This window comes from Bacteroides sp. AR20 (genome assembly GCF_964250605.1).
In the GTDB taxonomy this organism is placed as follows: domain Bacteria; phylum Bacteroidota; class Bacteroidia; order Bacteroidales; family Bacteroidaceae; genus Bacteroides; species Bacteroides uniformis.
Window position 1 is genome coordinate 196,575 of record NZ_CAXUGK010000002.1, and the last position, 23,229, is coordinate 219,803.

Here is a 23,229-nt window from a genome sequence, read left to right on the forward strand (position 1 = left end):
GCATGTTATCGTTCTCGTAAGAACTTTTAATTTTAACTCAACTATCATGTGGCCCTTTCGTAAGACAATAACCTTCGCCCGGAGCGGTATCCTGAAAGGAATGACCGACTGTCACAGCCATCTCCTTCCGGGAGTGGATGACGGAGTGGGAACATTGGATGAATCACTCCGAATTCTAGATATGATGGAAAAGCATGGAGTCAGAAAGGTATGGCTCACGCCGCACATCATGGAGGACATCCCTAATGAAACTGTGACCTTGCAGGAAAAGTTCCAAGAATTGAAACGGAGTTATAACGGCACACTGGAACTTGCCTTGGCTGCGGAATACATGATGGACAATCTCTTTGAGGAACGGCTGGAAAAAGATGACCTGCTGCCCCTAGAGGAGGGGAAACGTTACCTGTTGGTGGAAACCTCCTATTTCAATCCACCAATGGAACTGCTCTCTGTCCTGCAACGCATCCAAAAGAAAGGTTATTACCCGTTGCTTGCACATTCGGAACGGTATGAATATATGCAGAAGAGGGATTATCAGGCCTTGAAGGAAGAGCATGTCTCCTTCCAACTCAATTTGCCCTCGTTGGCCGGAATGTACGGAAAACATGTACAGGAAAAGGCCGAAGCCCTGCTGAAAGCCGGAATGTACGACCGTACCGGTTGTGACATCCATGCCATAGGCTGTTACAAGACATTGGTCGCTTCGGCAGTAAAATCGGAAGTCATTGGAACCTTACAGAAACAAAGTGATCAATGATTGCAAATTTTGCATTGACGAGCCTTGTAATCCGAAAGGATGACCGCTGGAACAGGAACGTACTGCGCATCTTGAAACAAGGTGAACAATATCAGTTCAATGGCTATGGTGATGAGTGCAGGTCGCTTGAAAGGAATTTCTTTGCTGCGGGGGTGACAATAAGTGCCATTGTCGGCAAGAATGGAAGTGGCGGAAGAAATTATCTGGAAACGTAAGGCATGGGATAAGAGCTATATGAAGATGATGGAAAATCAATACGATGGGATGACCATAACTCCTTCCCTTCAGAAACGTATCATTTTTGGTTTTCTGGAGAATGAAACGGACATTCATCTACGTCCGTTGACTAAATTGCAACAAGACTTGTACAATCAACAGGATTTGGTATAATCTTTAATCTTAGAATAAAAGACACTGATATTTTTATATCCAATGTTGTTATGCATGGTTTCACTACGGCTCATGCCATAACAGCTATGGCTTTGGTCCAGACAGTGGTCGGATACGAAGCTGCATTAACAACATTGACGATAATCACGATTGTTCCTCTATCAAAGATTCTGTTGTCCTTCGTGTGAGGAATGGAACTTCTTCGTCATGCCCCCACAAGTATGTCTTAGGTGAAATAGAATAGATGCGATCAGGAAACCTCTTGATTATTAGTCAAATGTATAGTGCTTTGTGCTTACGATAAATTATAAACAATATACTTTTATGAATGTTCATCTTATAAGGGAAAACGAAAATCAAAATGATGGTTCTTATATCCACTTGTATCGGAATAAACAGATCGGTGCATGGTGTGCATACGGTTATTCCGCATACGGTTTACGTCTTTTTGATAAACAACAAGGCTACATGAATTTTCGTAGTTACTCAGACTGTCTTCAGATGCCGTGTACGGTTACATCCGGAGAATCCCTTGTTTCATTGTTGCAAGGTTCTGTTGAGGTAGGTTCACAAACTGAGACCTATATAAAGTTAAAAATGGCAGATACAATAAATTTTAATGCTTATCAGAAGTGGTTGCATAAGCTGAAAAAGGATGACCCGAATGATGATGCAATAATTGTCACCACACATGTCAGCCAATATGTGCCACGGGACAGTTTCATTCCCGATGGAATGTCCGCATTTGCGCGCAATGTAAAGCGTATCGGTGATTTTATCCTGTCATTGATTGCATTGATCATTTTTTCTCCGCTATTCCTGTTTTGCTACATTGCCATTCGCAGGGAAGATGGAGGAAGTGTCATCTTCAAGCAAGAACGTATCGGCAGATTCGGGCGCCCGTTCTACATATACAAATTCCGCTCCATGCGTCTGGATGCCGAGAAGTTCGGACCGCAGCTTAGTCATACCGGGGGTGAAAATGATTCCCGATTGACTAAGACCGGTCGTTTCATCCGGGCGCACCATTTGGATGAATTACCCCAACTCTACAATGTTCTGCGTGGCGATATGGCATTCATCGGTCCACGTCCGGAGCGTAAGTTTTATATCGACCAGATACTTGAACACGACAAGCGATATACTTATCTTTACCAAATCCGTCCGGGCGTAACATCATATGCCACACTATATAACGGCTATACGGATACGATGGAGAAGATGCTCCGACGTTTGGAATATGACCTTTATTATTTAGGACATCGCTCATGGTGGTTCGACTTTAAAATTCTGTTGAACACATTCTGTTCAATTGTACTCGGAAAGAAATTTTAAAAGATTAATAACTTATATAACAGATTGATAATGAAAGCTTGTTTTATGGGCTTGGGGTATATCGGATTGCCCACAGCCATTATCGCCGCCAAGCACGGCATTCAGATTACAGGAGTTGATATTAACCCCCAGGTAGTGGATATGACGAATGCAGGACATCTGCATATCATTGAGCCGGGTATGGAGGAGATGTTGCAGGAGGTGGTGAATGCCGGCTCGTTGAAAGCTTCCATAAAGCCGGAGGTGAGCGATGCTTATTTTATGGTAGTTCCCACCCCGTTCAAAGGAAATCATGAACCGGACGTTAGTTATGTGGAAGCCGCTACACGTGCCGTATTGCCATTATTAAAGGAAGGCGACCTTTATGTCATCGAGTCCACTTCACCCGTAGGCACCACCGAAGCGATGGCCCGCCTCATTTTCAGCGAACGTCCTGAATTGGAAGATAGGATTTATGTGGCTTATTGTCCCGAACGTGTATTGCCGGGCAATGTGATTTACGAACTGATACATAACGACCGGGTCATAGGCGGTTTAAATCCTGAATCTACCGATAAGGCCATTGGATTTTATTCTCAATTCGTGCAGGGAACACTTCATAGAACCAACTGTCGTACTGCTGAAATGTGCAAACTGACGGAGAATTCCAGTCGGGATGTACAAATAGCCTTTGCGAATGAACTTTCCTTGATTTGTGACAAGGCCGGTATCAATGTGTGGGAACTTATCAATCTTGCCAACAAACATCCGCGGGTTAGCATCTTGCAGCCTGGTTGTGGCGTGGGAGGTCATTGTATAGCTATTGACCCTTATTTTATCACTGCTGATTTTCCAGCAGAGAGTAAATTGATTGCCGATGCCCGTGAAATTAACAATTACAAAAGTTTTTGGTGCGCAGAAAAAGTGAAAAATGCCATGCTGGAATTTGAACTGAAACATCATCGGAAACCGTGCGTTGCCATGATGGGGTTGGCTTTCAAACCGAATATCGACGATTTGCGCGAGAGTCCTGCAAAATATATTACCACGAAAGTGATGCAGAGTTGCAATAATGCCAATATCCTGGTTGTGGAACCCAATGTAAAGGAGCACCATGTGTTCAAGTTAACAGATTACAAAGAAGCCTACGACAAGGCGGACATCGTGGTATTCCTTACAGCACACACTCCGTTCAAAGAATTAGAATGGCGAGAGGATAAGGTGATATTGGACTTTTGTGGAATATTTAAAAAATAGTGAATATATGAATATTTTAGAACTGACAGGTATGAAATCGACTAAATACGGCGGAGTAGAATCCTACTTCGCTGAATTGGTCAAGATATGCCGTGTTGATAAATTTATTTTTGTATACGAGTCGATGCCAATCAGTGAAAACTATGTAAATGACATCAATAAGTGGGGGGGGTAATACTTTGTAAACAAAGCATTTCCACATTTCAATATTTCAAATTTGTGATAGGTGTCATCAAACGTGAGAAAATAGACATTGTTCATTTTCATTTTGGAAGTTATCTTATTGCACCATTCTTGCGAATTCTGTTTCCCCGGATTCGGATTATTTCAACCCGTCATAGTGAAATCTTTGTTTCCAACAAACTTAAAAAATTATATCTGAAGTTCTGTTTTTTTCCTTTTGAAAGATTCCTTTGTGTCAGTTGTGGCGTAAAGAAAGAAATGATTGAAGGCGTAGGTTTTTCTTCAAAGAGTGAAGTCCTATACTTGGGAGTCCGGAAAAAAAAGATTGTCAACCCAAATCTGAAAAAAACATTGGACATACCAAAGGGGGTAGTCGTGTTGACTACAATCGGATTCAATATTCGTATCAAGGGATTCGATATACTTGTCAAAAGTATTCAGAGTCTGATGGACTCCAACAGACTTAAAAACGATATAATAGTGCTTGTCATCGGAATTAGCGAAAATTCTGAAGACAGTAATAGCTTGAGGCAATTGATTGCCGAGGCCGGATTGAATAGAAAGATTATGTCTTTGGGAATACGAAATGACATTAATGATATTTTGAATATTTCTGATATTTACTTGCAGCCTTCCCGTACAGAAGGACTTTCTCTTAGTATTATGGAGGCCCTAAACTATTCGTTGCCTGTTATTGGTACACGAGTTGGGGGCATTCCTGAAATCGTACATGAGGGAGAAAACGGATATCTTTTTGAAAAAGAGAATGTTGAAGAGCTTGCTGACAGGATTGAGATACTTGTCAATAATCGTGAAGTCCGAGAAATGATGGGTAGAAAATCAAAAGTAATATCCAGTCGGTTCACGCTTGCAGACGGTGTGGAAAAGTTAGCTTCTATATACCATCAGACCAATTGATTTGCCCCTGACACTCTATTGTCATTCAGGTTGCAATTGAGATTAAAAAATGTAGGATAGTTATAAATGCAGTCATCAAACAAACGCATAGCACGCAACACGTTAATGCTTTATATACGGACATTCGTAATGATGCCCGTATCTCTATATACTTCCAGGATTATATTGGAAGTGTTGGGAGAGAACGATTTTGGAGTATACAATGTTGTTGGCGGCTTTATCGCACTTCTGTCTTTTATTAATTCCGCAATGACAAAAGCCACCCAACGTTTTCTGAACGTGGAATTGGGAAAAGGCAATCATGACAGAGTCTCGAGGGTTTATTCCATGAGTCTTCTGATACATTTTGCAATAGCGGTATTTATCGGCTTCGTATTGGAAACTGTGGGGCTCTATTTCTTTGAAACAAAATTGAATATTCCTCCGGAAACACAAGATGCAGCACGGGTTGTGTACCATATTTCTGTAGTGACCGCTTGTCTTCATTTTATCAGGATTCCTGATGAGTCGAGCATTATTGCATATGAGAGGATGTCTTTTTTCGCTTATGTCAGCATCATTGAGGTAATGGCAAAATTGGGAACAGTATTTCTCCTTTTCTGGGCTGAAGACAATCGTCTGGTGTTGTACGCCGTTGCCCTTATGACCGTTGGGATATTGTTGAATATCATTTATGCCATTTATTGCAAGCGTAATTTCACGACTTGCAGATTCCGGTTCTATTTTGACAGAAAGCTGCTGAAAGAAATGCTTTTCTTTTCTTCATGGAGCCTTTTCGGCGGTATAGCCCATGTCGCATCCATACAAGGCATATCAATACTTTTGAATATTTTTTTCACGGTTGCTGTCAATGCGGCAATGGGGGTAGCCTCGCAAGTGTTCAGTGCTGTCAATACTTTGGTTACAAACTTTCAGAAAGCGGTGCAGCCACAGATTGTCCAGTCCTATTTTTCAGGGGATAAATCCAGATTTCTGGAACTTGTTTTCCGCTCGTCAAAATTCTCGTATTTCCTGCTCTTTTTCGTCGCTTATCCGTTGATTTTGATTTGTCGGCCTGTCGTCGAGTTATGGCTTGTCTGTGTCCCTCAATATACAGTACAGTTCATTCAGCTTTATCTCATCTTCCTGCTTATTGATGCATTATCCGGAAGTCTTTGGGTGTCATCTGAAACAATAGGCAATATAGCCAAGTATCAGTTTACCGTTTCTTCGATGATAATTATGAATATTCCGATTATATATATATTGTTCAAGTTCGGTTGCAGTCCCGTCTATGCGGTGATTGTCAGAATTGCCATCAATTTCATTACTCACTGTTACAGAATATTCTATCTCAAACACAAAGTGAATTTCCCGGTTAGGAGGTATGTCGTGGAAGTGATGTTTAGGTGTCTTTGGGTGTCGGTCTGCATCATTCCGGTCCCATTCTTTTTGCATAAATTTCTAACCTCAAGCTGGGGTAGCCATATACTTGTCGTATTGACCAGTCTTATCATTTCCGGACTTGTTATCTATAAATTCGGACTTGATGCTAAAGAAAGAGGGTTCGTAATCAGTACGGTAACAAATAAATTCATGTTCTTAAAAAAACAATAAAATGTAGGGAATAAAGGTGGTGGCAACAGTATACAATACACTCCGTTGCGGTTTGTATCCTTTTAAACAGCAGCTTGTTACGGGGCTTTTGGAATTCCTTAATTTGGTCAAATTGCAATGTTTGTTACCGGCGGTTCGTTTCATGCGCTCGTTTTTTCATATGCCGTTCTTTGCTGTCAATAGAGATAAGGACAACTGCATGATTACTTTTCTCGATAATATCGGTTTGCAGAAACGTACTATCAGTGAAACAGATAAAGAGGAAAAATACAAAGAAGTTCTTTGGGCAGATTATAGTGCTGCGGATGTATTTCTTGCAGAAGAAAGGAAGAGGAACTTAAACTTTTGAAATAATGGAAAGGGACATTCGTATAGACATACTTAAAGGCATCGGCATAATCCTTGTCGTTTGGGGACATGCCACCGCAATCCTTATAAAGGAAATTTGTATTTTCCATATGCCTTTGTTTTTCTTTTTGGCCGGTATGTTTTATCATCCCAAACAAGGATTTATTCAATCAAGAGCAAAACGGTTGCTTATTCCCTTTGGGGAATATTCTCTGATATTCGCTGTATTTTATTTTAGCATGGGGTTGCAGGGAATACCGCTTGATAAACTGAGCATCCATCATATCGCCGCATTTGATGGTCCGTTGTGGTTCTTGGTCGCTCTTTTTTATATATGTGTCATATATTATTTTTTGGACAAAACCGTTAAGGAAAAAAACGTTATTCTTATCGTTTCTTTTGTAATTGGGCTGGCTGTCGCATATTCCAAGATCAATTTGCCGTTTTATATCGGGCAGGGGCTGTTCTCTTTGCCATTCTATGCTGTCGGCAAATGGATGAACGACAAAGGGCTGACACAAGCAGAGGGGGCAATTAAAAAAGCAACCGTTATTGCTATAGCCGGATATATCATAGCCATAGCGTTCTGCCGTTTGGCACATTATCAATTTGATATTTCGCAACTGAAATTTTCCAGTTTCCCGTTTATATTCTATGCCGGAGCTTTCTGTGCCATATATCTTTTGTTGAATTTCAAGCCTTTCAACAAGATAACAACTACAAACAGAATATTGGCATCTTTGGGAGCTAATTCACTCACGATAATGGCTATACACGCTCCTTTTCTGTGGTTGTTCAGGGATTTTATCAGAACAAACAGTAGCTTTTATAACACAAAACTGGGGGGGGTAATTTCAAACTTAATCACTTTTGTTATCTTCATAACATTGAGTTATTTAATTGCCCTTGGAATAGAACAATTAAAAAAACTGACAGCTAAAAATCATGGATAATCCGAAAGTATCAATCATTGTACCGATTTATAGAGTAGAGGAATATATTGAGCGGTGCGCTGAATCGTTGTTCGCCCAAACGTTTGATGACATTGAATACATCTTTGTGGATGATTGTTCTCCAGACAAGTCGGTGGAGATCTTGCAGAGAACTCTGGAAAAATATCCGCATCGAAAGAGGCTGACACGAATTGAGAGGTTGTCGTCGAACAGCGGCCTGCCCGCTGTTCGACGACAAGGGATTCAATTGGCCTCTGGTGATTACACGGTTCATTGCGATAGCGATGACTGGATGGATGTGCATGCCATAAAGGAACTATATACTTTTGCCCTATCCGGCCATTACGATATGGTCTTTTATGATTTCTATCGTAGTGATGGTGTTTCTACATATGCTTCCGCCCCGCGCAAGGTTTCTACCAATAATAAAGACTTCCTGATGTCATCATTGCTTTGCGGGCGGTTGATGGGGAGCTTGTGCGGCGCTTTGATCAAACGTAGTCTTTACGATGGGATAACATTTCCAAGGCAAAATATGAACGAGGATCTGGCGACGATAATCCAATTGGTTTGGAATAGCCGGAATGTAGGATACTTGATGAAACCATTTTATTACTATTTTTTTAATCCTGCGTCAATTACAAGTTATGGCAGTGCTGAGATCCAGATTAATAAACTCAATCAGCGTAAGGAGAATCTTGATCTGATTTTCACCTTTCTTCGCTCCAAAGGTATTTATGAAAAGTATACAGACGAGATAAATGCGCTGAAAGTTGGTTCAAGAATGTATCTTGATAGATATATGCTGATGCCGCGAATCCGTCGGATTTGGCACAATACATATCCGGAAATCAACAGTATTACAGTCATTCATCACAGCAAGATGCGTACTCTCAGTAAAATCGAGTATTTCGGTTCTTTGCTTGGTGTATATCCCATATTCAAATACCTTAAAAATATATGGAAAGACTTAAGGAAATAGATATTATCAGGACGTTCGTAATCATTCTGCTCGTGCTCTATCATGCTCTTGCGCCCTATTGCGGTGGTTGGGATATGCCTTCCTACGCCCAACCCAATGAAGGATTTTATTGGGGAGGAAAACTGGCATACAGTGGGATGCTGGAAACTTTTGTCCTGATTTCCGGGTATGTATTTGCCTTTTCGCTCCAAAAGAAAGTCATTTCTTTCCGATTATTACTAGCCGGTAAGCTGAAACGGCTGTTTGTACCGTGTATGTGTTGGGGCATTATCATGACATTGATATTCTTTGGTCCGTCAAAACTTCTTAATCTGGAACATTTTTGGAAAATTATTGGGGGATACGGACATCTTTGGTTTCTTCCGATGCTCTTTTGGTGCTTTTTAATGGAATATGGCATACAGCACTGTCTCAAGGGACGTAACTTGATGTTAGTACTCATGATTATTGCTATTCTGCCTTGGCCGGGAATTCCGTTCCGTTTTAATCAATCGCTTTATTATCTGCTTTTTTTCCATCTTGGTGGAATTTTCTTTAGAAATCGTGAGCGGCTGAGAACTGTCAATTGGTCAACAATATGCATTTTATCGGCTGTTTATATGGGGTTATTCATTGCGGTAACATTGGTTTTGGGAATGGACGGGATGCGTCCGGAACTGGCATCGGACTTGAAAGTAAAAGTTTTAATCCTGTTTGTCCACCATACTCTTAAAATGGTAAGCTATGGATTAGTCACAATTATCTATGTCGCTGTATTTATAAAACTGGAAGACAGATGCAATGGAAAACTATACACTGTATGCCGAAGTATCGCAATGAATTCGATGGGAATATATGTGATGCAAGAAATAGTTCTGAGACTTATCTATTATAGAATGGGGGGGGTATTTTTGTATACCAAAGAGTTAACTCCGTTGGTCGCCTTCGTGGGCACTTTCATCGTCTGCTATGTATCAAGTGTGATTATAGCCGGATGCAAATACACCAAATTTCTGTGTTAGTATGAATGTGTCCTATTTTATTTACCTAATAAATTACAACGATGAAATATCATTACGAGGCAGTTCCGGTACTGTTCAATATACTTCTGTTTTTTCTTATGCTGTATCCGTTTCCGAATGTGTATAGATATGGCTGTGAATTTAGAAAACGATATACAGACATCTTGGATTATGCAGTATACGGTGTCCTGCTGATACTGTTTTGCACTTTCGGCTATGCGGACAACGATTTCTATCACTACGAGGGGCTTTTCAAACGTATCTGTTCAACCGGATTAAACGTGCATCTTGAACCCGTTTACTATTGGTTGATACGGAATGTCACTTCAAACTATCTGGTATGGCGGTTTATAGTGTGGAGCGGAACGGTGATTTTGTCGTTATGGACAATAAAACGGCTCAAACTTGATGTGAGGATAGGATTGCTGATATTTGTGCTGTTTTATATCAACATTATTTCAGTAATGCGCGGAAATTTGGGAATTGCCATACTGTTTTTTGGCTTTTCATTCATTATCAGGCCCTCTCATAATAGGTTATTGTCATTCCTATTCGGTTGTTTGTTGATTTTCTGTTCATTCTTCTTTCACAAAAGTATGTTGTTTTCGATTGCTGCACTTTCGGTAACACCTTTTTATCTGAATAGGAAAACGGTAAAAATCAGTCTTGTCATATTCCCTTTCCTGACCGTTGTGACTACTTTACTGCTGGATTATATTATTATGAACGGACTCATCGGTTTTGATATAGCAGACATGAATATAGGGAGCTCGATGACGGGATATGCGAGCGGCACAATGCGGCAGTCGAATATTTTTGGTAAACTGAACCAAATGATAACCTATATGCCGGTATACGCATCTTTGGCTCTTATGACTAAGAAGATAGTTTTTGAAGAAATTGATGTTCCACGGTATATAAAGGCATTGTTCATCTATTGGTATGCAATAACTTATATTGCCAGTCTGTTTTTCTTCCAAGAAACTTCGGTATGGCTCTTTATACGTTTCATAATGATGAGCTATTTTCCTCTTTGTATTGTTGTGGGGTATTATTATTCTAATTTCAAGATGACACGCGAGAAAAGAATCTTGATGCTTTTGGCAATCCTTCCTATCTGTTATAAACTTTTCTATGCCTTCTATAAGAGGTTGGTATGGGAAGGGTACGTCTTTTTCTGACATGTTTCGTTAGTTTACACGTATTAGGATCACAATAAAAAAATTAAAAAACAATCTGAATGAAAATCTTAGAAATAATTCCTCAACTTAGCAGTGGCGGCGGAGAGCGGTTTGTGGTTGACTTGTGCAATGAGCTGTCGAAAGAACATGATGTGACATTGATGGTTTTGCACTCACTTGACAAGGTGGATTTCTATTTGAAAGAGGTATCGAATAATGTAAGGGTGGTATCGATGAACAAACGGATGGGACTTGACATCGGTTTGTTATTTAGAGTATATAGATATATCCGTAGAGAAAAGCCTGATGTGGTGCACACGCATTTGCGTGCTATTATGTATATTGCTTTCGCAATCATGCGAAAGAATGGCGTTATGTACTGTCATACAGTACATTCCGCTGCTGATAAAGAAGCCTCCGGCTTCTTTATCAGCAGCGGAATGCGGAAGTTCTGTTTTCATCGTGGGTGGATTACACCCATCACCATTTCCGCCGAATCATTACATAGCTTCCGAAAATATTATGGAATGGATGCTCCTATGATTTTCAATGGGCGCAATGTGGATGCTGGTATGCTTGTTTCAGACGAGGTCAAGGAACAATTTAAACAGTATAGACATACAAATAAGACGCGAGTACTGATAAGTCTCGCACGTATCGACCCTGTGAAACGACAAACTCTCTTGGCACGTGTGGTAATGCGGTTAAAACGGGAAGGATACGACCTCACTGTATTGTTTATCGGAGGTGAACGTGATGCACAGATGACCGCGGAATTGCGTTCGTACAACGATGAAGCAATACAATTACTTGGAGAACTGCACAATCCGCTTGAATATCTTAAAATGGGAGATGCTTATGCACTTTGTTCCTCGTATGAGGGGATGCCTATTTCGTTGATAGAGGCTATTGGTGTTGGCTGTATACCGGTATGCACACCTGTGGGCGGTATAGTAGATGTGGTACACAACGGTGAAAACGGTTTTCTGAGTGACGGTATCGGTGAAGAATCTTATTACAAAACGGTAAAGAGATTTCTATCCCTCACCGATGTACAGCTTAAAGACATGAAGCAAAAAGCTCTTGCCACTTATGGTCCATTCAGTATGTACGAATGTGCTCGCAACTATGTAAAACTTTTCGAGAAAGGAATAAAGAAATGAAAATAGCATATATAGTAGAGCCACGCAAGGTGATAGGTGGTGGTGTCAGAGCCGCCATAAATCTTGTAAAGGCAATGAAACAATATTATGAAGAAGATGCCATGGTGTTTGGAGTAAATCGCGGTACAATAAAAGATAAAGACGTTGAGCTCATCGAAGTGGACACCTTGAACCCAATGAGTATGGCTTATTGGAAAGCGCTAAAACAATTCTTAAAGTCATATCATCCTGATGTAGTACATTGTTTAGGACTTTACTCAGCTTTAGTGTTGGTGATGCAAAGACAGTTCTATGGTCTTAACTTCAAAATTATCTGTACTGTACATCGTGTAACAATGAATATGCGTTTTAGATCCATGCTAAAAGTGATTACACCGTATATTGCAAAGCATGTTGATTTTACTACTTTTCTTACCCGGTATCAAAAAAAACATTACTTTGAAAATGTGGGATTTCGTCCAATGAAACATATCATAGTCCCTAATGTGATTTTTGTGGATAAACATAGTGAGAATGAAACAGTAGCCAAAAGAAAAGAATTGGAAACAAAGGTTGGTACAAATTTGCTTACTTGCTTTGTCGGACGTATTGTTCCAAGCAAAAACATTGAGGATACGATTCGATTAGTGGGGATTTTAAATCGCAGAGGAGTTAAATTAGGGTGTATTCTCGTAGGTGGCTATGAACAATCATATTATGAGCGGCTTGACCAGTTGGCTAAGGCAGAAGGAGTAAGAAATCGTATACATTTTGAAGGATATGTCAACAATCCCACCCTATACAATGCAGCTTGTACTACTACAACCTTTACTACATACAGCGAAGCGTTGCCAAATCTTATGGTAGAGACATTTGCATTGGGTAAGGTGTTATTCTCCTCAGATATCCCTCAAATGGTGGATTTGATAGATGATGGACGAAACGGGTATACCAATTCATTAGCGGATTTGGAGGGAATGGCTGATCGAATGGAAGAAATATATCAGAATGAAGTTCTCCGCAAATCAATAGGTAAACAAGCTCTTGCTACTTATGAAGAAATATATAATCCACGTAAAGTCGCAGCAAAATATCATGATATATATGAATCCTGTTAAAACTGTTAGTCTTGTATATGGTTATTCAGCACGTAATGCCGGTGATTTTGCTATAACACTTGGAGCGATAGACGTGCTACTCTCGTTTGGAATAAAAGTAAAACTTTTTTCTCGATACTCCCGAAGTAATTTGGATTATCACCAAGCTTTAGAAACTCTTAACCAACGTTATGGCAATCACATAGAGGTTTTTGAATCTCCTTTTACGCTTGACAGAACCGATAGCATGATAAAAACACTGAAAAACTATACGGAAGGTCTTTTTACCATAATGGGAATAATACGTAAAAGAGGGTTTCGCCGACAATTACTTGATAGCGACATGATTATTTTTAATGGTGGAAATTTGTTCAGGTGTAATTCTATTATTGATTTTACTCGCTTATTGGCATTGATGTATCCATTACAGGTCGCACAGAAGAATGGTAAAAAAGTAATCATATTTCCGCAATCAGCATCTACTCTCAATAAGATAGGTAAATTATTATTATTTCCCATACTACGTAAGGCGCAGGTTGTGATGTTTAGAGAGAAACTTTCATATAAGAATCTCGAACACTTTATGCCAGCTGGCAATTTCTTTCAGACTATCGACTTGGCGTTTTTTATCAACAAGCAACAAGCAAAGTCTATACTCTCTATTAATTGTGATAAACCGAATATTGCTATAACATTACGTTTTCATACGGTGGGTGATATCACTCATCTTCCTAATAGTGAGATAGCATATTGTCTTGACGAACTCGGTAAAGTAGTAGATAAACTGGGGGTAACGCATAATGTAATAGTGGTTGTACAGACAGAGAAAGATTATGAAACGTCACAAGCGTTTGCAATAAAGCATGGAGTAAAGTTGATAAAATCCCATAATGTGCTTGAACTGATAGAAGTATACAGAAATGTGGATTTACTCTTAGGTATGCGTTTACATTCCATTATCCTTGCACTATCGGTCGGGACACCTTGCTTGGGCTTGTTTTACAAGCAATGGGGACTTAAAAACCCGGGAATGATGAGCTGTTTTAATATGCCGTATAAATTCTGGGAAGACAGACCCACAGCTGAGGATATAGAGCAAAATGTACAAACGTTAATTCAAAACAAGCAAATCCATACGAATACAATACTTGAAATAGTAAAAAAGGAAGAACATATGTTGAAAAGTAAAATTTCTGAAATAGTTCAGATACCATACGGGGGGGGGTAAAATTTCATACATAAACGGGCGATCAGCCGCTTAGTTTCATTATGTAATCTAAATTTAAAGCGTAATGAAACGGAAAAAATTACTCGTTGTAGGCTCAATTCCCGATGAGAGCAACTTATTGAATTATGGAGGTGCGACGGTGTTGATGAAAAACTATCTTGACTATCTAGCCTCTCAGTCTGAATATGAATATAGGTTTGTACAAAACAACCGGTATTCAAATCTTCGCACTCGCCAGCGTAGTATGTGGCGCAATTATTCATACTTTTTCTCGGCATTTTTGTGGAGACTGTTTGGGTGCGATATTGTAATGTTCAATTTTTCTGATCATGGTACAATTTATTATTTCCCATTATTGAGCAAAATAGCTCGTTTGGCACACAAAAAAGTCGTACTACGTAAATTCGGAGGTTCATTTGAGTTCTACATAAAGAAAATTGGTCAAACCCAATTACAACGGGCACTTGATGCTATCAGACAAACAGACTTGATATTCTTTGAAACCCAACAGGGTATTACGCACCTACAACAGTTAATAGGAAAGAGTGACAATATACATTGGTTCCCTAATGTGCGTAAAGCTTCAACAATACGAAAGAACCCCTCAGACTTTCATGGCAGATGTGTTTTCATGTCGCATATCAACAAAGAAAAAGGGATAGAAGATCTTATAGCGGTATCCAAACTGTTACCTTCGAATTATACCCTTGATATATATGGTGAGATAAAAGAGGATAAATATCGCAATATCAACTTCAACGAAAGCGGAATAACATACCATGGAGTTGTCTCTTCCGAACAGGTTTTAAAAACTTTAATAGAATATGATTTACTGCTATTACCTTCTTATCGCGAGGGCTACCCGGGCATTATCATCGAAGCTATGTCTGTAGGCATTCCTTGCGTATCAACCTATGCAGGTGGAATACCTGAAATCGTAGAAGACGGTTACAATGGTCGTTTAGTAATTCCCGGTGATGTAGATGCGATAAAACAAGCTATCTTATCGATTAACGCAACAAACTATTCTCAATATTCAGAGAATGCCTTGAAGAAATTTGAAGAAGAGTTTGAATCTGATAAGACGAATAAACGCATACTTGAAATTATAATGCACTAAATCAAATGGCTAATAATATTCTTATTGTCAATACAATTAAACATCTTCGGTTAAAACAAATCTATTATCAATTATATTATAGACTATTTTCTCATAAGTTGATGGAATATAATGTTCCCCGGCAATCTTCATTGCGGATGGTCTCAGTTATCGCAAAGTGGTATTGTTACAATGTACCCAAGACATTTACATTCCTAAATCTTATAGGGGATTTTAAGTCATGGAATGATGTTAGTCATGGGATGCTTTGGGCATACAATCTGAATTATATGGATTGGTTGTTGCAACCTGACATGACTTTTGAACAAGGTTCAGAATGGGTTGAACGGTTTATAACTGATTTGCCAACAAACAGGATCGGTCTTGATCCTTATCCTATCGCACTGCGAAGCATCAACTGGATCAAGTTTATCGGCAGGCATCATAAAAAAGTGGAGAGCAATCGGTTGCAACGGTGGAACGATTCCCTTTATGCGCAATGTAAATTGCTCGAACGGAAACTGGAATACCAACTGCTTGGCAACCATCTTTTAGAAGATGCTTACGCTTTGTTTATCGCTTCAATTTATTTTTCCGATAAAAAAATGTATGACAAGGCATCCTGTCTGTTGTATAAAGAGCTTGATGAACAGATTTTGCCTGATGGCTCACATTACGAGCAATCACCGATGTATCACTGCATTTTGCTCGATAGGTTATTGGATTGCTATAATGCCTCGATTAATAGAGGTCATGAGAAAATGTGTGAGCTTTTGAAACTGTATGTGGTAAGGATGTTGGGGCATTTGGAGAGCATCGTGTGGAAAGACGATACGATTCCCTTACTTAATGATTCGGCATATGGGATAGCACCGACAGTTTCCGAATTGAGAGCATACGCCAAAAGATTGAAGTTGGAATGGACCCCTTTGCCTATGAAAGAATGTGGCTATAGGAAGCTTTGTTCAACACATTTAGAGGCAGTTGTGGATGTGGGTAATATTACTGCGACCTATCAGCCGGGGCATAGTCATGCCGATACGTTTAATTATGAATTGCGAATTGATTGCAGACCGTTTGTTGTTGATACAGGTATTTCTACCTACAACAAGACTGCAAGAAGGCAGTACGAACGAAGTACGTCAGCTCATAACACCGTAACTGTCGGCAACAAGGATTCTAGCGAGGTGTGGGGAGGTTTCCGTATGGGTAAAAGAGCTAAAGTAAGAGTACTATCCGATACCGAAAATGAAATTATGGCAGAGCACGATGGTTTTAAAGGATGTATACATCAACGGAAATTCACTATTAACGATGATGTATTTACAATAAATGATAAGATTGTCGGCAATAATATGACAGAATGTATCAGCTATATTCATTTCGCACCCGATATTGAGGTTCTTGCCATATCGTCAACTGAAATAAGAACCAACAGGGCTAATATCGCTGTATCCGGTGCAAATTCCATAGAAATTATAAACGATTTTGTATCAGTAGAATACAATCGCCTAGAACCTTCTAAGACGATAAAAATAGTATTTTGCAGAAATTTAACGTATCAAATATTTCAGGCATAAAATATGAAGATTTTAATTGTGTCGTTCTACTATTCTCCCGAGCTTGGGGCTGCTCCTTCCCGTATAACCAATATGGCTGAAGGGCTGAAAAGTCAGGGAGCGGAAGTGGATGTGTTAACTTGTTTGCCGAATTACCCTCAAGGACAAATATTCGAGGGTTATAGAGGCCGTTTGTCAAAAAAAGAAAAGATTAATGGCATAAACGTGTATAGATATTGGACTTATGCAACCGTGTCCAAGAATCCTTTTAAGCGAGCGGTAAGTATGATGTCATTTGCGACCATGTTATGGTTGTTTGTTTTTAAGATAAAGAAGATCCAGGGTTACGATAGGGTGATCATCCAAAGCCCTCCACTACCAGTGGCTGGTTCGGCCATCACGCTTTTCAAAAAAATATTCGGGCGCAAGACTCTTGTGAACATATCCGATTTATGGCCACTTTCTGCTGTTGAGCTTGGAGCAATGCGTGAAGGTGGGAAGATATATGATATTTTCGCGTGGATTGAACGTTATATTTATCGCAATGCAGACGGTATTTTCGGTCAGTCTGAAGAGATAATCCGGCATGTGAATCAATTTCCTTCGACAAAAAACAAGTTTGTATACCGTAATTTGCAGCAATATGCGGTTGCTGCTCAACCCAAAAGGAAGCACAAGCCCTTTCGCATTGTATATGCCGGATTATTAGGTGTGGCACAAGATATATATTCAATTATCGAGAATATTCCGTTTCAGTCTATTGGCGCTGAGTTTCACTTGTATGGTGGTGGAAATCAGGCAGAAAAGATAAAAGAATATATAAATAAACATCCCGGTTGTTTCGTGTATTATCATGGATATGTAAAAAAAGAACAAATTGCCGAAGAGTTGTCAAGATACGATGCGTCAATTGTTCCACTTACCGTAGCAATCAAAGGAGCAGTGCCATCCAAAATATATGATCTCATACCTATTGGCATACCTATACTGTTTTGTGGAGGTGGAGAAGGGGCTGAGATCGTATCGAAATATTATTTGGGAATGGTTTCAAAGCCACATGATTTCAAACAATTACACAATAATATTATTGAGTTGATTAACCTTCCTGACGAAGAATACAGCACAATATCGAAGAACTGCCTGGATATGGCAAAAAATGAATTCGATTTTAACAAACAGATATATCGCTGTTACGATTTTATAAAATCAATCTGATGTAAAAATATAATTCAATGAAGAAAGTAATGTTGGTCTTCGGCACCCGTCCGGAGGCAATCAAGATGGCTCCGCTGGTGAAAGAATTCCAGAAACAGCCAGAACGGGTGGAAACTGTAGTATGTGTGACCGGACAACACCGGGAAATGCTGGACCAGGTATTGGATATATTCGATATTTGTCCAGATTATGACTTGAACATTATGAAGCAGGGACAAGACTTATATGACGTGACGTCCCGTGTATTGACAGGTATGCGTGATGTACTGAAAGAGGCAAGGCCGGATGTAGTGCTGGTGCACGGTGACACGACCACTTCTACTGCCGCTGCTCTGTCGGCCTTCTACCAACAGATTCCGGTAGCACACATAGAGGCAGGATTACGTACACATAACATCTATAGCCCATGGCCGGAGGAGATGAATCGACTTTTGACCGGACGACTGGCGACCTACCATTTCTCGCCTACGCCACTGAGTCGTAGCAATCTGATACGGGAAGGTATTGACGATCGGAATGTCATCGTGACCGGGAATACGGTAATTGACGCGCTTTATTGGGTAGTGGATAAAATTAAGAGCGACAAGGCGTTGGATTGTGAATTGGTAGGGATACTGGCAAAAGCCGGATATGACGTGAGCCGTTTGAATGGTGGTAAGAAGCTGGTGCTGATTACGGGACATCGTCGTGAAAACTTCGGTGACGGATTCATCCATATGTGTACAGCTATCAAAGACTTGACAAAAAAATACCCGGAGGTGGACTTCGTTTATCCGATGCACTTGAATCCAAATGTGCGCAAACCGATACATGACGTATTTGGAGAGGAATTATCCGATTTTGGGAACATGTTCTTCATTGAACCTTTAGAATATCTGAGTTTTGTCTATTTAATGGAAAAATCCACTATAGTATTAACCGATAGCGGTGGCATACAAGAGGAAGCTCCGGGACTGGGTAAGCCGGTATTGGTGATGCGCGACACAACGGAACGTCCGGAAGCATTGGATGCAGGAACGGTAAAACTGGTAGGTACGGATTATAACAGAATAGTAAATGAAGTATCTGTTTTGATTGACGATAAAGTCGCCTATGAAAAAATGAGCAAGGCAGTGAACCCTTATGGAGACGGGCTTGCTTGTGGACGTATTGTGAACGCATTACTGTACAGAATATAAAAAGATATGAGATTAAACCTGAAAATCAGACTATTAATGTTTTTTTTTTAAGGAGATGATAATTCTGCTTTATAAGCGGAAAACGAGGAAGATGCAGATTCGTCCGGTTTCTAATTTCAAACGGGTGTATAACATTCAAGGATTACTATATGTTGTCACCACTAACTTCGGAAGAGAACGGGCATGAGAAGCATTTTGACCGCAACCGTCTGCAATATGATTCTAGATTTTAGTGTGAAGAAAAGGGGAATGGTAAATGAAAAAATTCCTGCGTATGGGTGTTTCTTTTGGGAACTTTTATTGTTTGGACTTTCTCCTATTTCTGGGTAGCATATACTAGTATGAGTGAATTTATCCATTTTTCCAGTGCGGATATAAATAATGCTGGGAAAATACTCAGATTGGTGAGCGTTTTTAAGAAAAAATCACCCTACCCAAGTTTTGATTATAAGGGAAACTCCTCTATATAAATCAGCTGTAAAAGTAACAAGGATGCCTACTGTTGTTGTCCGTTTTGAACCTAATAAGAAAAATCCCGAGCGTGGTACAATTTATTACCGTATCTACAAAGGGCACAATCGGCGTATGGAGTTTTCTTCCCGTCTTCACTTGTCAGCTTCTTCCTGGGATGAAACTGCAAGGACAGTCCGGGATAATTATCCTGAGTCCTGTCGTTTCCGTGTCCAAATTGAGGAGGATCTTCGGCTTTTGAACCGGATTATAACTGAAGATATTACCGGTCGACTGACAATGGGTGATATGATAGCCCTCTTTAAACAGCAAAGGACAATAATCAAATGAACTTTTTGACTTGTAAGTAAATAGGATGGTACCGTCTTTAACAGATTGCTATCTCCGTCTAGGCTTCCAGGTAACAGAATCCGAAGAGGGACTACGGATAGGCTTCAAGCCGGGAATGGTACATGCCATCGTGAAGGAGGTCCGAAACGAACGTCCTTTGACTCGCTCGGATGCTGAATTGTTCTACGAGAAGTTCTCTACACTAAGTAAAGGGCATCGAAATCTATATTTCAGGATCGTGGCACACGGCGGATTCCTGCCGGAAGCATTGGACTTTGAACTGCATGGGCTGACCATTTCGGATGAAAGCTATATTGAAAGCCTCTTGTCCGGAAGACATGTGGAGCTTTATCCGCATAACGAAGCGGCTTACAGGGCGATCATGCGGGGATTCAAACAACACCGTATCGGTGCGATCGTGCAGGCTACCGGAACAGGGAAATCCTATTTGCTGGCACGCTATATCGCAGATCATGCAAAGGAAAAGATATTGGTCTTTGCTCCGAACATCACGATTCTGGATGAGATCCGGAAAGCCGTCGGATTTTCTATTCCGCAAGTGACGTACCGGACATTCCAGTCACTGATCCGTAACCGGGAGGACAATGGGTTGTTACGGGCAGATCATATTCTTATTGATGAATTCCACCATTTCGGGGCGGAAATTTGGGGAAGTGCCTTGCAGGAAGTGATAGAAAATAATCCCTGTGCCTATGTCCTGGGAACGTCGGCAACGCCGATCCGTCCGGAGGGAATGATCGATACGGTGGATCTTTATTTCGAAGGAAATTTGTTTTATGAACTTACCTTGCCGCAGGCTTGGTATTACAATATCTTACCGGTTCCGGTTCTGGTACAGAGTGCTTACGGGCTGGACAACGAACTGGACCGGCTGCAAAGAAAGCTGGAACGCAGCGGTTGTTCAAAAGGACGAAAAGAAAAGGTACAGAAGAAACTGGATCTGGCACGTGTGGATTTCAAAGAGGCTTTGGGGGTATCGGAAGTCATCCGGAAGTTCCTGCCGACAAGCGTACGCAAGCTGCTGGTATTCTGTCGCGATCTCACCGATTTGAAGCAGATGGTGCCGGAAGTATGCGGATGGCTCACGCGAGCGGGACGTGCCATTACTCCGTTCGAGATTCATCATGCCCAAGGTGAACGGCAGAACGGCCGGATACTGGATGCTTTCCGAGAAGAATCAGACCAGCTGCACGTATTGTTCTCCGTCAATATGCTGATAGAAGGACTGCATGTGGAGGGTGTGGATGCTGTCTTGTTCCTTAGGCGGACGGAATCATACATCGTTACTTTGCAACAATTGGGCCGTTGCCTGGATGCCGGGGCAGGAAAACAGCCGGTCGTCTTGGATTTTGTCAACAATCTTTCAGGGAAATCGGTCTATGACGTGATGGCTCCCCACTTGGAGCGTCTATCTCTCCTTCCATCACCCAAAGGATTCGAAGGGAACACCTCTTTTCTGACGACAGGTTTTCTATCGGACATACGGCTGCGCATAGAGGAAATATTGGCAGAACTGGAGCCCTGGCAGATTATGTATGAGAGGCTGATTGAATTCCGTCGGGAAGAAAACGACTGGCCGTCAGTTACGGAAGGAAAACTCGGTTTGTGGTGCAACACCCAACGCATTGCCTATAAACGGGGAAAATTGCAGGAGGAACGCCGCCGTCAGCTAGAATTGATCGGTTTTGAATGGAACCAGCTCGACTCCAAATGGATGAGAGAATACCATGCGTTGAAAGTCTTCTTTGATACCTGCGGACGCTGGCCTAAACGGGAAGACGGTTCGCTTGCAACTTGGTGTTATACCCAACGGGAAAGGCGGAAGAATGGACGCTTGAGCAAAGAGCGGATCCGGGCTTTGGATAAGATCAGTTTTATCTGGAACCAGGACCTCCAAGGGGAATGGATGAAGAACTACGAGGAGCTGAAGTCTTTTATTGGAAAATTTTATCGTTTTCCTAAATCGACAGAAGGGAACTTGGGCGGATGGTGTCATACACAGCGAAAAATGCACAAATTGGGAAAATTATCCAGTGATCGCCGAATTTTGTTGGATAAAATAGGATTTGTTTGGTCGGCGGAACAGGTCTGGCAAGGTAACTTCGAACAATTGTGCTTGTTTCATAACCAACAAGGACGATGGCCGGGATGCCGTGAAGGAGCATTGGGACGTTGGTGTACCATCCAAAGACGGGATTACCGCAAGGGAAACATGTCAGATGAGCGAATAGTACAATTGGAGCGGATCGGTTTCCCTCTGAGCTGACAGGAAACATCTTTGAAACCATTGGGTTACGAAATATATTCCCAAATGTTATTTGCAGGAAATAGTATAGTGATAACCTGTGTAAGCAGATATAGAGTCTAATTTTATGAATAAATACGCATAAAATCAGAATTCAGATATGTACATAACTGATAGGAATTCTAGACACTTTTAAAAGATGTTATTACCAAATTTCGTAGACATGGAAATGAAATTGTCACTGCATATAAATGACGATTTACAAAAGACGGTTATTACCAATGTCATGACTCTTGTCTGTCATAATAATGTAAGGAGCATTATTATGAACATCTTTTGACTTTCCTTTGAATGAAACCAGTTTGAATATATAGGGGTATGGTTACAATTTAAATAATCTTTATGCCCCACTCGGAATACTTGATTTGGGTAATTTTAAATATAATTGTCGGTTCTGCAATCACTAGTAGAAGCAATATACAGGAATTCTGAATATGCCTTTTTCGGTAACTGCAAATTGATTATACAATTCCCCCCCATACACATACACTTAATTCCTCAACCTCTCTCTTGAATTTTTCCAATCCTTTCCCAAACTTTTTTTTATTTTTTCCTTCAAATTTTTTCCCTAATCTAAAAAATGTGTATCTTTGTCCATAGAAGAGTTCCTTATAAGTATGAGGTTGTAAAATACTGAAATTAGCACAATCTCCAAATCGTTACCTTAGACTTTTCAAAACTTTCATAAGCGTTTGTCTTTCAAA

General features: G+C 40.5%; 22 protein-coding genes. All 22 read left to right on the forward strand.

All coding sequences use genetic code 11. The features are described from left to right. The first annotated feature begins 46 nt into the window (after positions 1 to 46). The 22 genes from ACESTD_RS02030 to ACESTD_RS02135 all read left to right on the forward strand — a co-directional run bounded on the left by ACESTD_RS02030 (position 47) and on the right by ACESTD_RS02135 (position 22,486). On the forward strand, positions 47 to 757 hold the full coding sequence (locus tag ACESTD_RS02030; protein WP_005634560.1) for a tyrosine-protein phosphatase: 711 nt from the start codon (positions 47 to 49) through the stop codon (positions 755 to 757). Next, the gene (locus ACESTD_RS02035) at positions 754 to 972 is read left to right on the forward strand and encodes a hypothetical protein (RefSeq protein ID WP_005634557.1); all 219 of its coding nucleotides are present in this window, start codon (positions 754 to 756) and stop codon (positions 970 to 972) included. The genes ACESTD_RS02030 and ACESTD_RS02035 overlap by 4 nt, the downstream gene beginning before the upstream one ends. Before the next feature lie 25 nt (positions 973 to 997). After that, positions 998 to 1,147 (forward strand): hypothetical protein, encoded by a 150-nt coding sequence (locus ACESTD_RS02040; protein WP_227187327.1) that lies wholly within the window; start codon positions 998 to 1,000, stop codon positions 1,145 to 1,147. 735 nt (positions 1,148 to 1,882) lie between these two features. Next, entirely contained in the window at positions 1,883 to 2,482 is a 600-nt protein-coding gene (locus ACESTD_RS02045) for a sugar transferase (RefSeq protein ID WP_085931221.1), read from the forward strand. 30 nt (positions 2,483 to 2,512) lie between these two features. After that, positions 2,513 to 3,718 (forward strand): UDP-N-acetyl-D-mannosamine dehydrogenase, encoded by a 1,206-nt coding sequence (gene wecC / locus ACESTD_RS02050; protein ID WP_005634550.1) that lies wholly within the window; start codon positions 2,513 to 2,515, stop codon positions 3,716 to 3,718. Between the two features lie 7 nt (positions 3,719 to 3,725). Next, complete coding sequence (locus tag ACESTD_RS02055; protein ID WP_227226227.1) at positions 3,726 to 3,893, forward strand: hypothetical protein; 168 nt, start codon at positions 3,726 to 3,728, stop codon at positions 3,891 to 3,893. Positions 3,894 to 3,937: 44 nt separating this feature from the next. Continuing rightward, the gene (locus ACESTD_RS02060; protein WP_227247930.1) at positions 3,938 to 4,819 is read left to right on the forward strand and encodes a glycosyltransferase family 4 protein; all 882 of its coding nucleotides are present in this window, start codon (positions 3,938 to 3,940) and stop codon (positions 4,817 to 4,819) included. Between the two features lie 129 nt (positions 4,820 to 4,948). After that, entirely contained in the window at positions 4,949 to 6,415 is a 1,467-nt protein-coding gene (locus ACESTD_RS02065) for a hypothetical protein (protein ID WP_237976659.1), read from the forward strand. Between the two features lie 19 nt (positions 6,416 to 6,434). After that, positions 6,435 to 6,764, forward strand: coding sequence for a hypothetical protein (locus ACESTD_RS02070; RefSeq protein WP_005649017.1), 330 nt, complete (start codon positions 6,435 to 6,437; stop codon positions 6,762 to 6,764). 4 nt (positions 6,765 to 6,768) lie between these two features. Beyond that, a complete protein-coding gene (locus ACESTD_RS02075) occupies positions 6,769 to 7,716 on the forward strand; it encodes an acyltransferase family protein (protein ID WP_221729089.1) in 948 nt (315 codons plus the stop codon). Further along, a complete protein-coding gene (locus ACESTD_RS02080) occupies positions 7,709 to 8,698 on the forward strand; it encodes a glycosyltransferase family 2 protein (RefSeq protein ID WP_258912145.1) in 990 nt (329 codons plus the stop codon). The genes ACESTD_RS02075 and ACESTD_RS02080 overlap by 8 nt, the downstream gene beginning before the upstream one ends. Continuing rightward, a complete protein-coding gene (locus ACESTD_RS02085; RefSeq protein WP_084824218.1) occupies positions 8,677 to 9,699 on the forward strand; it encodes an acyltransferase in 1,023 nt (340 codons plus the stop codon). The genes ACESTD_RS02080 and ACESTD_RS02085 overlap by 22 nt, the downstream gene beginning before the upstream one ends. A gap of 41 nt (positions 9,700 to 9,740) precedes the next feature. Continuing rightward, positions 9,741 to 10,880, forward strand: coding sequence for an EpsG family protein (locus ACESTD_RS02090; protein ID WP_005634536.1), 1,140 nt, complete (start codon positions 9,741 to 9,743; stop codon positions 10,878 to 10,880). A gap of 59 nt (positions 10,881 to 10,939) precedes the next feature. Further along, positions 10,940 to 12,043: a glycosyltransferase gene (locus ACESTD_RS02095; protein WP_373158613.1), complete on the forward strand. Its 1,104-nt coding sequence runs from the start codon at positions 10,940 to 10,942 to the stop codon at positions 12,041 to 12,043. After that, the gene (locus tag ACESTD_RS02100) at positions 12,040 to 13,140 is read left to right on the forward strand and encodes a glycosyltransferase family 4 protein (RefSeq protein ID WP_234075987.1); all 1,101 of its coding nucleotides are present in this window, start codon (positions 12,040 to 12,042) and stop codon (positions 13,138 to 13,140) included. Before ACESTD_RS02095 ends, ACESTD_RS02100 begins: the two co-directional genes overlap by 4 nt. Next, on the forward strand, positions 13,127 to 14,347 hold the full coding sequence (locus ACESTD_RS02105; protein WP_234075989.1) for a polysaccharide pyruvyl transferase family protein: 1,221 nt from the start codon (positions 13,127 to 13,129) through the stop codon (positions 14,345 to 14,347). The genes ACESTD_RS02100 and ACESTD_RS02105 overlap by 14 nt, the downstream gene beginning before the upstream one ends. A 64-nt stretch (positions 14,348 to 14,411) precedes the next feature. Then, on the forward strand, positions 14,412 to 15,467 hold the full coding sequence (locus tag ACESTD_RS02110) for a glycosyltransferase family 4 protein (protein ID WP_258912142.1): 1,056 nt from the start codon (positions 14,412 to 14,414) through the stop codon (positions 15,465 to 15,467). A gap of 5 nt (positions 15,468 to 15,472) precedes the next feature. Continuing rightward, on the forward strand, positions 15,473 to 17,026 hold the full coding sequence (locus ACESTD_RS02115) for a heparinase II/III family protein (RefSeq protein ID WP_005634533.1): 1,554 nt from the start codon (positions 15,473 to 15,475) through the stop codon (positions 17,024 to 17,026). A 3-nt stretch (positions 17,027 to 17,029) separates the two neighbouring features. Beyond that, positions 17,030 to 18,220 (forward strand): glycosyltransferase family 4 protein, encoded by a 1,191-nt coding sequence (locus tag ACESTD_RS02120; RefSeq protein ID WP_234075990.1) that lies wholly within the window; start codon positions 17,030 to 17,032, stop codon positions 18,218 to 18,220. 17 nt (positions 18,221 to 18,237) lie between these two features. Continuing rightward, positions 18,238 to 19,398, forward strand: coding sequence for a non-hydrolyzing UDP-N-acetylglucosamine 2-epimerase (gene wecB, locus ACESTD_RS02125; protein WP_075965464.1), 1,161 nt, complete (start codon positions 18,238 to 18,240; stop codon positions 19,396 to 19,398). A gap of 492 nt (positions 19,399 to 19,890) precedes the next feature. Further along, positions 19,891 to 20,199 (forward strand): Arm DNA-binding domain-containing protein, encoded by a 309-nt coding sequence (locus ACESTD_RS02130; protein ID WP_195292757.1) that lies wholly within the window; start codon positions 19,891 to 19,893, stop codon positions 20,197 to 20,199. A 25-nt stretch (positions 20,200 to 20,224) separates the two neighbouring features. Beyond that, positions 20,225 to 22,486, forward strand: a complete 2,262-nt coding sequence (locus tag ACESTD_RS02135) for a Helicase associated domain protein (RefSeq protein WP_234075992.1) — start codon at positions 20,225 to 20,227, stop codon at positions 22,484 to 22,486. Positions 22,487 to 23,229 lie beyond the last annotated feature (743 nt).